Genomic DNA, 13,443 nt, shown 5'->3' with positions numbered 1-13,443 from the left:
CCACGGCGCTGCACGCACTACGGCCGGGCGTCAGCCCATGAACTTCTTGAACTCGTCGGGCAGTTCGAAGTCCTGGCCGCTCTGGCCGGCCGGCAGGCCCAGCGCGCCGCCCGACTGCGCGGCCTGCTCGCGGCGCTCGGCCGCGGCCTGCTCCTCCAGCTTGCGCTTCATCGGGTTGCCGCTCTTGCGCTTGCCCTTGGCCTGCTTCTGCTGCTTCTTCTGACGGCCGGGGCCGCCGCCCATGCCCGGGATGCCGGGCATCCCCGGCATCCCGCCGCCCTGGGCCATCTTCGACATCATCTTGCGCGCCTCGAAGAACCGCTCCACCAGGTTCTTCACGGCACTGACGTCGACGCCCGAGCCCTTGGCGACACGGGCCCGGCGCGAACCGTTGATGATCGTCGGGTCCTGGCGCTCGGCGGGGGTCATCGACTTGATGATCGCGGCGGTACGGTCCACGTCGCGCTCGTCGATGTTGGCGATCTGCTCCTTGATCTGCCCCATGCCGGGCATCATGCCGAGCAGCTTGGAGATGGAGCCCATCTTGCGGACCTGCTCCATCTGGGCCAGGAAGTCGTCGAGCGTGAACTCCTTGGGCCCCTTCGCCAGTTTGGCCGCCATCGCTTCGGCCTCTTGCTGGCTGAAGGTCTGCTCGGCCTTCTCGATGAGCGACAGCATGTCGCCCATGCCGAGGATGCGGGACGCCATGCGGTCCGGGTGGAACGCGTCGAAGTCGTCCAGCTTCTCGCCGTTCGAGGCGAACATGATCTGGCGGCCGGTCACCTTGGCGATCGACAGGGCGGCGCCACCGCGGGCGTCACCGTCGAGCTTGGACAGCACCACACCGTCGAAGCCGACGCCGTCGCGGAAGGCCTCGGCGGTGTTGACCGCGTCCTGACCGATCATCGCGTCGACGACGAAGAGGACCTCGTCGGGGCTGACGGCGTCGCGGATGTCCGCGGCCTGCTGCATCAGCTCCTGGTCGATGCCGAGGCGGCCCGCGGTGTCGACGATGACGATGTCGTGCAGCTTGTTCTTGGCGTACTCGATGGAGTCCTTGGCGACCTGGACCGGGTCGCCGACGCCGTTGCCGGGCTCCGGCGCGTACACCGCGACACCGGCGCGCTCGGCGACGACGCTCAGCTGGTTGACGGCGTTGGGGCGCTGGAGGTCGCAGGCGACCAGGATCGGCGAGTGGCCCTGGCCCTTGAGCCACAGGCCCAGCTTTCCGGCGAGGGTCGTCTTGCCGGCGCCCTGGAGACCCGCAAGCATGATCACGGTGGGCGGGTTCTTGGCGAACCGCAGACGGCGGGTCTCGCCGCCGAGGATGCCGACGAGCTCCTCGTTGACGATCTTGATGACCTGCTGCGCCGGATTCAGCGCCTGCGAGACCTCGGCCCCGGCGGCACGCTCCTTGACCTGCTTGATGAACGTCCGGACGACGGGCAGCGCGACGTCCGCTTCCAACAGCGCGATACGGATCTCACGTGCCGTGGCGTCGATGTCCGCCTCGGACAGGCGGCCCTTGCCCCGGAGGTTTTTGAATGTCGCTGCGAGGCGGTCGGAAAGAGTATCGAACACGGCGGTCGCGAATCCTCGGGTCAGGGGGCGGGTGGTCACAGACGTCCCCCAGGGTAACTGTCTGTCCGTGTCGGGGTCTGCCCCCTGCTCCTTACCGCAGCGCGCCCTCCAGCGCCCCGGCCACCTCGGCCGCCTCGATCTCCGGGAGCGGGGCGCCTTCGGGGCCTGTGACGTAGAAGGCGTCGACCGCGTTCGCGCCCAGGGTCGACACATGCGCGCTGCGCACCCGTAGGTTCGCGGACTCCAGCGCGTGACCGATGCGGTGCAGCAGGCCCGGGGCGTCCTGGGCCCGGACCTCGATCACCGTCGCGAGCCGGGACCCGGCGGGGGCCACCGTGACGCGGGGCGGCGGGGCCTGCGCGCCCCGCCTGCGCGGGTTCTTCTCGTACGCGCGCTCCCGCTCCGCGAGGCGGGCCGGGATGTCGAGCGAGCCGTCCAGGGCGCGTACGAGATCGGCGCGCAGCCGGACCGCCTGGGGCAGCGATCCGTACTCCGCGGCCACCCGCCAGTCGAGCAGCAGTACGCCGGCCCGCGACGCGGGGGCGCCGGCCACCACCGAGGGCGGGAGTTCGGCGGCCCGCAGTTCCGCCGTGCGTACGGTCAGCCGGTGCATCGCCAGTACGCCGGCCACCGCGGGCAGGACACCGGGCTGGTCCGGCACGGCGATCAGCAGCTCGACGCCGAGCGGCTCCGGCTCCTCGGCCGCGTCCCCCCCGTGGCCCTCCGGCTGCGCGCGCAGCGAGAGGACGGGCCCACCGGTACGGAACGCCTCGACGGCGAGGCGCTCCTGCTCCGCGCTGGGAGCGGCGGGTTCGGGTTCGGCCGGGGCTTCGCCGGCGAGGACGGCGGCGACACGTTTCACCAGGTCGGCGACGAGCGAGGCGCGCCAGGTGGACCAGGCGGCGGGCCCGGTGGCCAGTGCGTCGGCCTCGGTGAGGGCGTGCAGGAGTTCGAGGGTGCCGGTCGCCTTGACCGCGTCGGCCACCGAGCGGACGGTGGCCGGGTCGTCCAGGTCGCGCCGGGTGGCGGTCTCGACGAGGAGGAGGTGGTGGCGTACGAGCGTGGCGATCACGCCGACGTCGTGCCGGTCGAAACCGATCCGGGTGGCCACGTCGCGGGCGATGATCTCGCCGGCCACCGAGTGGTCGCCGGGCCAGCCCTTGCCGAAGTCGTGCAGCAGGGCGGCGGTCAGCAGCAGGTCGGGGCGCCCGACCCGGCGGGTGAGCGCGGAGGCCCGTACGGCCGTCTCGACCAGGTGCCGGTCGACGGTCCAGGTGTGGACGGGGTTGCGCTGCGGACGGCACCGGACCCGCTCCCAGTCCGGCAGCAGCCGGGTGATGAGCCCTTCGGCCTCCAGCGCCTCCCACACCCCGACGGTCGCCTCGCCCGCGCCGAGGAGGGTGACGAGCTCCTCGCGCGCCTCGGCCGGCCAGGGCACGGGCAGTGGCCTGGCGACGGCCGCGAGGCGGCGTACGGCGTGCAGGGAGACGGGCAGCCCCGACTGGGCCGCCGCGGCGGCGGCCCGCAGCGGGAGCACGGCGTCGCGCTCGGGGCGCGCGGTGCGGGCGAGCACCACCTCGCCGTCCTGCTCGACGACTCCTTCCGCGAGCGGGGTGCGGTCGGTGGCGGGGGTCCTGCCGCCGAGCATGGCGCGCAGCCGGGGGCGCAGCGACCGGGCGCGCAGGACCCGGTTCACCTCGCGCCAGGTGACGTCGCCGGCGTACGAGATGGTGCGCGCCGCTTCGTACACCTCGCGCAGCAGGGTGTCGGCGTCCAGCAGGCCGAGCTCGGCGGCGACCTGGTCCTGTTCCTGGAGGGCGAGGCGGTCGGTGGCGCGTCCGGTGGTCAGGTGCAGTGCGTCGCGTACGTCGAGGAGCCGGCGCCGCGCCGCGTCGAGGCCCTCGCGCGGGGCGTCGGCGAGCCAGGAGGCGGCGACGGCGCGCAGGGCGGTGGCGTCGCGCAGACCGCCGCGCGCCTCCTTGAGGTCGGGTTCGAGGAGGTACTGCAGTTCGCCCTGGCGTACGGCCCGTTCCTGGCAGAGCTCGTGCAGTTCGGGCAGCCGCTTGGGGGCGAGGTTGCGCCAGTCGGCGAGTACGGCGGTGCGCAGTCCGGCGGTGACGCCGAGGTCGCCGGCGATGTGCCGGGCGTCGAGGAGCCCGAGGTGCACTTTGAGGTCCTCGGCGGCGGTGGTACGGGCCTCGGCGGACGTGCGTACGGAGTGGTCGAGGGCGATGCCCAGGTCCCACACCGGGTACCAGACACGGTCGGCGAGGGCTGCGATCGCGGCCTTGTCGGCGCTTCCGTCGTGCAGGAGGAGGAGGTCGAGGTCACTGCGCGGCGACAGTTCGCCCCGGCCGTATCCGCCGACGGCGACGAGGGCCGCGCCGCGCACCCCCGCCTCGAGGGCGGCCGTGGTGAACAGCGCGCCCAGCCAGTCGTCGGTCAGCCGGGCGAGGCCGGAGCGGCGCGGCGGCCCGGACCGCGACTTCTCCTGGAGAAGTCGCAGCCGGGCCGCCGCGTAGCCGCTGGGTCCCGAGTCGTCGGACGGTTCGGTGGTCACTTCTACGCTCGTCACCCAGCAGCTCCCGTTTCATGCGTTCCGGTCGAAGGGCATCCGGTCAGAGGGCGTCCGGGCCGCGTTCGCCGGTCCGTACCCTGACCGCCGTCTCGACCGGCACGCTCCACACCTTGCCGTCACCGATCTTGCCGGTACGGGCGGCTTTCACCACCACGTCGATGAGCTGTTCGGCGTCACTGTCCTCGACCAGCACCTCGATCCGGATCTTCGGTACGAGATCGACCGTGTACTCGGCGCCCCGGTAGACCTCGGTGTGGCCGCGCTGGCGGCCGTAGCCGCTGGCCTCGGTGACCGTGAGTCCCTGGACCCCGAAGGCCTGGAGGGCCTCCTTGATCTCGTCGAGCCGGTGCGGCTTCACGACCGCGGTGATGAGCTTCATGCGTCCACCTTCTTGTTCTGCGTCGCGGCGCCCGCCCTGTCGGTCCGGCCGGGCTCGGACACGGCCGTGCGGGAGGCCGAACCGCCGCCCGCTCCGCTGAAGTCGTACGCCGTCTCGGCGTGTTCGACCTGGTCGATGCCCAAGACCTCGTCGTCCTCGGGGACCCGCATGCCCATCACCTTGTCGATGACGAAGGCGAGGAGCGCGGAGACCACCAGAGAGTAGGCCAGTACGGCGACGACGCCCACGGCCTGCTTGCCGAGCTGGTCGAGCCCGCCGCCGTAGAAGAGGCCCTTGGCGTCGGACTGGACGCCGCCGGTGGCGAAGAAGCCGACGAGCAGCGAGCCGGCGATGCCGCCGACGAGATGGACGCCGATGACGTCCAGGGAGTCGTCGTAACCCAGCTTGTACTTGAGGCCGACGGCCATCGCGCACAGCAGACCGGCGATGACGCCGACGGCGATCGCGCCGAGCGGGCTGACCGAGCCGCCGGCCGGGGTGATCGCGACGAGGCCCGCGACGGCGCCGGAGGCGGCGCCCAGGGTGGTGAACGAGCCGTGCCGGATCTTCTCGTACGCCAGCCAGGCGAGCATGGCGGCGGCGGTGGCGACCTGGGTGTTGAGGAACATCACGGCGCCGACGCCGTCGTCGTTGCCCAGCCAGGAGCCGGCGTTGAAGCCGAACCAGCCGAACCACAGGAGTCCGGCGCCGAGCATCACCAGCGGCAGGCTGTGCGGGCGCATCGGGTCCTTCTTGAACCCGACGCGCTTTCCGATGACGAGGATGACGCCGAGCGCCGCGGCGCCGGCGTTGATGTGGACGGCCGTGCCGCCCGCGAAGTCGATGACGCCCATCTCGAAGAGCCAGCCGCCGGTGCCCCACACCCAGTGCGCGACCGGGAAGTAGACGGCGGTGACCCACAGGGCGACGAACAGCGCCCAGGCGGTGAACTTGACGCGGTCGGCCAGGGCGCCGCTGATCAGGGCGGGGGTGAGGATCGCGAACATCAGCTGGAAGGCGGCGAAGACGTAGACCGGGATGGTGTAGCCGTCCCAGAGCTCCGTGACTCCGATGCCGCTCAGTCCGACGTACTCCGACGACCAGCCGACGACCGAGCCGATGTCGGTGCCGAAGGCGAGGCTGAAGCCGTACAGCACCCAGAGGACCGTGACGATCCCGAGGCTGATGAAGCTCATCATCAGCATGTTCAGGGTGGACTTGACGCGGACCATGCCTCCGTAGAAGAAGGCCAGGCCCGGCGTCATGAGCATCACCAGGGCGGAACAGATGAGCATGAAGCCGGTATTGGCGGCAGACAGTTCGGTCGTGTCTGCGGCAAGCGTCGTGATGCCTGGAGGCATCGGCGTCTCCTCGTCGTCGGTGCGGCCCGTGCGGGGGCGGAGCCTGGTGGCCTGCCGGCCTGCTGGCCGGTTCGGCAGCAAAGGGGTGCGCCGCTTATGGGCCATGAGGTTGGCGCAGCGCCGTTTCGGCCGATGCCGCCCGATGTTTCGCACCAGTGACGAAGAGGTCGTGCGTGTTACGTACGGGTGAACCGCCGGGCCGGGGCCGCGTGCCGCCGGTACCCTCTGCCCACAGCAGGCACCGCACAGCGAAAACCGGCCGCGCCCGCCACCCGGTTGGCCTGGCGCGGGGGAGCCGAGTCGGGCTTTACGGGGTGGCCGGTCGCGGCCGGCGTCTGTGGCGGCGCGGGGGCCGGGGCCTCAGACCGCTTCCGCGGCTTCGGGCAGCTGGGCTGCGAGCCTGTCGGTGAGATCGAGGACTTCGGCGACGTCGCCGAAGTCCCTGGCGGCGGTGTCGACGGTCTTGCGGAGCCGGTTGTTCACCCGCTCGGAACGGACGCGCCTGGCGACCGCGAGGGCCTTTTCGGCCAGTACGACGGACTGCTCGGGTTCGCGCTTCAGCAGATGCACGGTGGCCATGCCGATGAGGTTGAGTGCGTACGAACGCTGGTGTTCGTCGTCCTTGCCGAAGAGCTCCACCGCGCGCTCCATGACGGGCTCGGAGAGCGAGGCGTAGGTGGGGCTGCGTCCGGCGACATAGGCCAGGTCGCGGTACGAGTGGGCGTTCTCGCCGTTCAGCTCGGCCTCGGAGAAGAAGCGGATCCAGTCCGGCTCGGGCTCGCCGTCCAGGCCCGCGTCCGCGAAGGTGTCCTCGGCCATCCGGACGGCCCGCTTGCACTTGCTGGGCTGCCCGATGTTGGCATAGGCGCGGGCCTCCATCGCATACAGCATCGCCTGGGTCCGGGGCGTGGCGCAGTCGCGGCTGCCGTACTGCGCGAGGTGGACCAGTTCCAGCGCGTCGTCGGGACGGCCGAGGTGGATCATCTGGCGGCTCATGCTCGACAGGACGTAGCTGCCGAACGGTTTGTCGCCGGCTTCCTTGGCCGCGTGCAGGGCGAGCACGAAGTACTTCTGCGCCGTGGGCTGCAGGCCCACGTCGTAACTCATCCAGCCGGCCAGCTCGGCCAGTTCGGCGGCGCATTTGAAGAGCCGCTTGGACGTGGCCTCGGGCTGCGGCTCCTGGAGCAGGTCCGTGACTTCGTGGAGCTGTCCGACGACGGCCTTGCGCCGCAGCCCGCCGCCGCACTGGGCGTCCCACTGGCGGAACATCATGGTCGTGGACTCCAGCAGGTCCAGCTCCGGCCCCGAGAGCCGGGACGGCCGCCGCGAGGACGCGGCCGTCTCCGGGCGGCCGGGGACGGCGGGGGGCCCGGGGACGAGCCAGCGCTGCATGGGCTCGATGAGGGCGGGCCCCGCGGCGAGCGCCAGCGAGGTCCCGAGGAAGCCGCGCCGCGCGAGCATCAGGTCGCTGCGCGAGAACTCGCTGAGCAGGGCGACCGTCTGGGGGCCCGCCCAGGGCAGGTCGACTCCGGACACGGAGGGTGACTGATGCGCGGAGCGCAGTCCGATGTCCTCGACGGCGACGACGCTGCCGAACCGTTCGGAGAAGAGCTCGGAGAGGATGCGCGGGATCGGCTCGCGCGGCTGCTCGCCGTCCAGCCAGCGGCGCACCCGTGAGGTGTCCGTGCTGATGTGGTGCGCGCCCATCTGGCGCGCTCTGCGGTTCACCTGGCGTGCGAGCTCGCCCTTCGACCAGCCGCTGCGCACGAACCACGAGCCCAACTGCTCGTTCGGGCGCTTTCCAGCGTTCGTACCGCCTGCGCCACTGCCGCCCACTGGAACGCCCCCATCCACTGAAACCTCTATGCGCGAACCCGTAACAGAATGCCGCGAGTTGCGGCCTGCTGTCCGAGGAATGCCCCCCTCGAACAGGAATCCGGCTTGCCTCCGGCATACCCGCACGTGTCGTGATCTCCGGCGGTTCGTGCACCGAAAGTAATCCTACGATCACCCATCCGGCCATGGTGATTCCATAAACGCCACCATTCGCCACCCCTTCGAATGAACTCTCCCGGGGCCGGGAGCGCTTCACTTGACATACAACGATCGAGAGTCGGCGGAGCGGTGCGCGCCGGGGCGTGCGGCCCGGTCCGCACCACCTCTCACGACACCGTGCGCCGCCGGACCGGATCGGTCCGGGCACAGCGGAGCGTCACAGAGCGGCTCCGCGCCGTAACCACCGGCGCACTCGAACCGTTGGAGGGGGCATGGGCTTCACGATCGGCCGGGAGACACTGTCCGGCGCACGGCGCCGCGACCGCATGTCGGACTGCACCACAGTGGCCGAGTACACCGGACTGTGGGGCTGGGCCGTGGTGCCGGGCGCCAGAGCGTCGACGGCGGGGCCGGCCGGCTCCGCCGGTTCGGCGGGCTCCGCCTCGGCGAAGTCCGTTTCCGCCCGCGCCGGAGCGCGGCACTGCTCGTGCGGCGACATCGCGTGCCGGGCACCGGGCGCCCATCCGCTGGACTTCGCGCCCGAGGTGCCCGCGGGCGCCACCCTCGACGAGGTCACCACGGCCTGGTCCGGGTTCCCCGGCGCGGCGGTGCTGCTGCCCGTGGGCCGTACGTTCGACCTCATCGAGGTCGCCGAGGCCGCCGGGCGCCGGGCGCTCGTACGGCTGGAACGGATGGGGCTGCCGCTGGGGCCGGTGGCCGCGACGCCGGAAGGGCGGGCCCACTTCTTCGTCGCCCCGGGAGCAGCCGCCGAGCTGCCCCGGCTGCTCTACCGGATGGGCTGGGACGACGCGGACCTCGATCTGCGCGGGCTGGGCCCCGGCGACCACATCGTGGCGCCGCCGTCCGACCTCGGCGGCCTCGGTCCGGTCCGCTGGCTCCGGCCGCCGGTGCTGGACACGGCGCAGTCACCGCCGCAGGCCCGGCTGCTGCTGGGAACGCTGGCGTACATCGCGCACCGTTCCCCGGCGTAGCGGCGCACCGGGAACGGCAATCGCCGGACGGCTCGCATCGAGCTCGTCCGGCGATTCTCTGCGTCGGTCGAGGGCCGGTCGGCAACCGGGCCGGGGTCCGGGGCCGAACCCCGGGCTAGTCGCCGATGAGCGCGTCGACGAACGCCTCCGGTTCGAACGGCGCGAGGTCGTCCGCGCCCTCCCCCAGGCCGATCAACTTCACCGGTACGCCGAGCTCGCGCTGGACCGCGATCACGATGCCGCCCCGGGCCGTGCCGTCCAGCTTCGTCAGTACGATGCCGGTGATGTTCACGACCTCGGCGAACACCCGCGCCTGCACCAGGCCGTTCTGTCCCGTCGTCGCGTCCAGCACCAGCAGCACCTCGTCGAGCGGGCCGTGCTTCTCCACGACACGCTTGACCTTGCCGAGTTCGTCCATGAGCCCGGTCTTGGTGTGCAGCCGTCCCGCCGTGTCGATGAGTACGACGTCGGCGCCCTCGGCGATGCCCTCCTTCACCGCGTCGAAGGCGACCGACGCCGGGTCGCCGCCCTCGGGGCCGCGCACCGTGCGCGCGCCGACCCGCTCACCCCAGGTCTGGAGCTGGTCGGCGGCGGCGGCGCGGAAGGTGTCCGCGGCGCCGAGCACCACGCTGCGGCCGTCGGCCACCAGGACGCGGGCGAGCTTGCCGGTGGTGGTGGTCTTGCCGGTGCCGTTGACGCCGACGACCATGATCACGCCCGGGGTGTCCAGGCCGCTCTCGGTCTTCACCGCCCGGTCCATGTCCGTACCGAGCAGGTTCAGCAGCTCCTCGCGGAGCAGGAGGCGCAGGTCGCCCGGCGTACGCGTACCGAGCACCCGTACGCGCTCACGCAGCCGGTCGACCAGTTCCTGGGTCGGGGCGACGCCGACGTCCGCGGTGAGCAGCGTCTCCTCGATCTCCTCCCAGGTGTCCTCGTCGAGGTGTTCGCGGGAGAGCAGGGTCAGCAGACCCTTGCCGAGCGTGTTCTGCGAACGGGCGAGCCGGGCGCGCAGCCGCACCAGGCGGCCGGCGGTGGGCTCGGGGATCTCGATCTCGGGCGCGACGGGTTCGGCGACGACCGGATCCTCGACGGCGACGGGCTCCTTGACGGCGGTCGACGCGTCCGGGAGGCCCACCTCCTCGATGGTCCGGCGCGCTTCGTCGCGCGGTGGCGCCGCGTCCTCGCCGACCTGCGGTTCGGCGGGCGGGGCGGTGATGGTCGGCGTGCTCGGCGGCGCCTGGGGCGGCAGCTGCTTCTTCTTGCGGCTGCTGACCACGAGCCCGCTGATCGCGCCGATCGCGACCAGGGCGATGACTACAGCAAGGATGACGATTTCCATAACCCACCCAGTATCAGCCACACCCGTACCCGAAGAGGCTCCTCGGAGGATCACACGAGGTACATGGTGGGGATTTGGACCTTTTGGGGGGAGCGTGCGCAACTGTGCCCGTAAGATGCTGTTGATCCCCCCACCACCGCACGGAGTTCCCCCATGCCTGAAACGTCCGCCCCCGAGTCCGAGGGCGCGATAGAGACCCGCGGTCTCGAGCCCGTTCCCGACCATGAGCGCTCGGGCCGCGTCCGCGAGCTCTTCCCCACCTGGGTCGCCGCCAACATCAGCGTGCTCCTGCTCACCATGGGCGCCGGCCTGGTCGTCTTCAACGGCCTGAACTTCTGGCAGGTGCTGGCCGTGGCCGTCGCCGGGCCCGTCGTCTCGTACGGGCTCGTCGGCCTGATCTCGATCGCGGGCAAGCGCGGCGGGTCCCCCGGCATGGCGCTCTCCCGCGCCGTCTTCGGCCAGCGCGGCAACCTCTTCCCCGGCTCGCTGATCTGGGTCGCGCGCTGGGGCTGGGAGACGATCAACGCGGTGACCGGTGCGTACGCCGTGCTGACCGTGCTCGATCTGCTCTTCGGCATCAAGAGCAACACCACGCTGATCGTCGTGACGCTGCTGCTCTTCGTCGGCTGCACCTTCCTGGTGTCGGGTCTGGGCATCAACGCCCTGCGCCGGTGCAGCACCTGGTCGACGTACTTCTTCGGCGCCTTCAGCGTGCTCGTGCTGGTCTATCTGATCGCCGGCACCGACTGGTCCGCCGTGTTCGCCAAGCCCGCCGGTTCCACCGCGATGATGATCGCGGGCATCGGCACCATCGCGGCCGGCGGCATCAGCTGGGTCCCCTCGGGCCCGGACTTCACGCGCTATCTGCCGCGTACGGCGTCGGGCAAGGCCCTGGTCTCCACGACCGTCGGCGGCGCGGGTGTCGTCGTACTGCCGATGGTGGTGATGGGCGCGGTCATGGCCGTCAGTACGCCGGACCTGGCGTCGGCCGCCGACCCGGTGTCCTTCATCGGCGAGCTGCTGCCGACCTGGATCGCCGTTCCGTACCTGCTGATCGCCCTGATCGGCATGCTGCTGATCAACTCGATGTCGATGTACTCGGCCGGCTTCACGGCGCAGACGCTGGGCATCACGGTGCCGCGGGCCTGGGCCGTGAGCGTCAACGCGGTCATCAGCCTGATCTTCGGCTTCCTGCTGATGGTGGTGGCGACGAGCTTCTTCGGTTCGTTCATCTCCTTCCTGACGCTGCTGGCCGTGGCGTTCTCCGCGTGGATCGGCGTGTTCGGTGTGGACATGCTCAGCCGTCGTACGTACGACGGTGAGGCGCTCATGGACACCACCCGCACCAGTGGTTACTGGTACCGGGCCGGTTTCGCCTGGCAGGCCATGGTGGCGTGGGGCGTCGCCCTGGTGGCGGGCCTGCTGTTCACCAAGGTCGACTGGTTCACCGGGCCGCTCGCCGGTTCCTGGATCGGGCGCAACGGCCTGGGCTGGGCGGCGACGGTCGTCGTGGCGGCGCTGCTGTACGCGGTCCTGCCGAGGACGAAGCCCGTGGCCCCGGCCGCGACGCCGGAGCCGCGGACCGAGGCCGGGCGCGAGGCCGAGCCCGCCAAAAGCCTGTCCGTCTGACCTGACCCGGCTGACGTAACCGCGCGACACGACGGAACTGCCCCGGCTCAGCGTCTGAGCCGGGGCAGTTCCGTCGTCGAGGAGAGGGGCAGCGGGGGTTAGCCCATCTCCTCCAACGCCTTGCCCTTGGTCTCCTTCACGAACTTGAGCACGAAGGGGATCGAGAGCACGGCGAAGACCGTGTAGATCACGTACGTCCCCGAGAGGTTCCACTCGGAGAGGCTCGGGAAGCTCGCGGTGATCGCCCAGTTGGCGATCCACTGCGCGGAGGCGGCGACGCCGAGCGCGGCGGCGCGGAGCCGGTTCGGGAACATCTCGCCGAGGAAGACCCAGACCACGACACCCCACGAGAGGGCGAAGAAGAGCACGAAGACATGGGCCGCGACCAGCGCGACGATGCCCTCGACGTGCGGCAGCTTGCCGTCGACCAGGTTCGCGGAGAAGGCCCAGGCCTCGAAGGCCAGGGCGAGCGCCATGCCGGTCGAGCCGATGAGCGCGAGCGGCCTGCGGCCGATCCGGTCGACGAAGATCATGGCGATCACGGTGCCGACGATGTTGATGATCGACGTGGTGAACGAGTAGAAGAAGGAGTCGCTCGGGTTGATGCCGACCGACTGCCACAGCGTCGCGGAGTAGTAGAAGGCGACGTTGATGCCGACCAGCTGCTGGAAGACCGAGAGGCCGATACCGACCCAGACGATGGGCAGGAAACCGAAGCGGCTGCCGAGGAGGTCCTTGAACGTGGACTTGTGCTCACTGTGCATCGCGTGCTCGATCTCGGAGACGCGCAGGTCGAGGTTGACGTTCTTGCCCTCGACGTCGGCCAGGATCTTCTTGGCCTTGTCGACCTTGCCCACGGAGATCAGGAAGCGCGGCGACTCGGGGATGACGAAGGAGAGCAGGCCGTAGAGCACGGCCGGGACCACCATGACGCCGAGCATGACCTGCCAGGCCTCGATGCCGAGCAGCTTGCCGCGCTGGTCGCCGTCGGCGAGGTTGAGGATGCCCCAGTTGACGAGCTGGGAGACGGCGATGCCGATGACGATGGCGGCCTGCTGGAAGGCACCGAGGCGGCCTCGGTATGCCGGCGGGGCGACCTCCGCGATGTAGGCGGGGCCGATGACCGAGGCCATGCCGATGGCGATGCCGCCGAGGACCCGCCAGAAGGCGAGGTCCCACAGGGCGAAGGGAAGCGCGGAGCCGACGGCACTGATCGTGAACAGCGCGGCCGCGATCTGCATGACGCGGATACGGCCGATGCGGTCGGCGATGCGGCCCGCGGTGGCGGCGCCGATGGCACAGCCGATCAGGGCGATGGCGATGACCTGCGCGAGGGTCGCGGACCCTACGTCGTACTTGCCTCGGATGCCCTCGACCGCGCCGTTGATGACGGAGCTGTCGTAGCCGAAGAGGAAACCGCCCATCGCGGCCGCGGCCGTGATGAAAATGACGTGGCCGAGGTGATCCGGGTGGGCTTCGCGGGCTCCGGACGCCGGTGGTTGCGCAGTGCTGGTCACATTAACTCCTGGTGCCTGGCCGCGTTGCCTGGCGTGGGGGGCAAGCACTTCAAGTGGGGCACAACATCGAGT

At 71.0% G+C, this 13,443-nt stretch carries 9 protein-coding genes; 2 read left to right on the top strand and 7 right to left on the bottom strand.

Annotated features, from left to right (window positions below):
- Window positions 1–30: 30 nt before the first annotated feature.
- From ffh to nsdA, 5 genes are all read right to left on the bottom strand, one after another.
- Window positions 31–1,581, bottom strand: a complete 1,551-nt coding sequence (gene ffh / locus ACWDZ4_RS09550) for a signal recognition particle protein (protein WP_451507836.1) — start codon at window positions 1,579–1,581, stop codon at window positions 31–33.
- Between the two features lie 91 nt (window positions 1,582–1,672).
- Window positions 1,673–4,156 (bottom strand): [protein-PII] uridylyltransferase, encoded by a 2,484-nt coding sequence (locus tag ACWDZ4_RS09545; RefSeq protein WP_451507835.1) that lies wholly within the window; start codon window positions 4,154–4,156, stop codon window positions 1,673–1,675.
- Window positions 4,157–4,199: 43 nt separating this feature from the next.
- Window positions 4,200–4,538 (bottom strand): P-II family nitrogen regulator, encoded by a 339-nt coding sequence (locus tag ACWDZ4_RS09540; RefSeq protein WP_274562355.1) that lies wholly within the window; start codon window positions 4,536–4,538, stop codon window positions 4,200–4,202.
- On the bottom strand, window positions 4,535–5,899 hold the full coding sequence (locus ACWDZ4_RS09535) for an ammonium transporter (protein WP_451507834.1): 1,365 nt from the start codon (window positions 5,897–5,899) through the stop codon (window positions 4,535–4,537). The genes ACWDZ4_RS09540 and ACWDZ4_RS09535 overlap by 4 nt, the downstream gene beginning before the upstream one ends.
- Window positions 5,900–6,259: 360 nt before the next feature.
- The gene (nsdA, locus tag ACWDZ4_RS09530) at window positions 6,260–7,735 is read right to left on the bottom strand and encodes a transcriptional repressor NsdA (RefSeq protein WP_451507833.1); all 1,476 of its coding nucleotides are present in this window, start codon (window positions 7,733–7,735) and stop codon (window positions 6,260–6,262) included.
- A 431-nt stretch (window positions 7,736–8,166) separates the two neighbouring features.
- On the opposite strand from nsdA, the gene ACWDZ4_RS09525 reads away from it, so the two are divergent.
- A complete protein-coding gene (locus ACWDZ4_RS09525; RefSeq protein ID WP_451507832.1) occupies window positions 8,167–8,886 on the top strand; it encodes a bifunctional DNA primase/polymerase in 720 nt (239 codons plus the stop codon).
- A gap of 115 nt (window positions 8,887–9,001) precedes the next feature.
- Here the strand turns inward: ACWDZ4_RS09525 and ftsY are convergent, their stop codons facing one another.
- Entirely contained in the window at window positions 9,002–10,225 is a 1,224-nt protein-coding gene (gene ftsY, locus ACWDZ4_RS09520) for a signal recognition particle-docking protein FtsY (RefSeq protein ID WP_451507831.1), read from the bottom strand.
- Window positions 10,226–10,378: 153 nt separating this feature from the next.
- On the opposite strand from ftsY, the gene ACWDZ4_RS09515 reads away from it, so the two are divergent.
- Window positions 10,379–11,854, top strand: coding sequence for a cytosine permease (locus ACWDZ4_RS09515; protein WP_451507830.1), 1,476 nt, complete (start codon window positions 10,379–10,381; stop codon window positions 11,852–11,854).
- Window positions 11,855–11,952: 98 nt separating this feature from the next.
- Here the strand turns inward: ACWDZ4_RS09515 and ACWDZ4_RS09510 are convergent, their stop codons facing one another.
- Window positions 11,953–13,371: a sugar porter family MFS transporter gene (locus ACWDZ4_RS09510; RefSeq protein WP_451507829.1), complete on the bottom strand. Its 1,419-nt coding sequence runs from the start codon at window positions 13,369–13,371 to the stop codon at window positions 11,953–11,955.
- Window positions 13,372–13,443 lie beyond the last annotated feature (72 nt).

The organism is Streptomyces sp. NPDC003016, from assembly GCF_053591455.1.
Note: the sequence above shows the minus strand (reverse complement) of the source record. Positions and strands in the feature narration are given on the sequence as shown.

What these genes read in the sequence shown, in the direction of transcription:
- ACWDZ4_RS09540 (WP_274562355.1), bottom strand. Translation starts at nt 4,538, where the DNA reads ATGAAGCTCATCACCGCGGTCGTGAAGCCGCACCGGCTCGACGAGATC.
- ACWDZ4_RS09535 (WP_451507834.1), bottom strand. Translation starts at nt 5,899, where the DNA reads ATGCCTCCAGGCATCACGACGCTTGCCGCAGACACGACCGAACTGTCT.
- ACWDZ4_RS09525 (WP_451507832.1), top strand. Translation starts at nt 8,167, where the DNA reads ATGGGCTTCACGATCGGCCGGGAGACACTGTCCGGCGCACGGCGCCGC.
- ftsY (WP_451507831.1), bottom strand. Translation starts at nt 10,225, where the DNA reads ATGGAAATCGTCATCCTTGCTGTAGTCATCGCCCTGGTCGCGATCGGC.
- ACWDZ4_RS09515 (WP_451507830.1), top strand. Translation starts at nt 10,379, where the DNA reads ATGCCTGAAACGTCCGCCCCCGAGTCCGAGGGCGCGATAGAGACCCGC.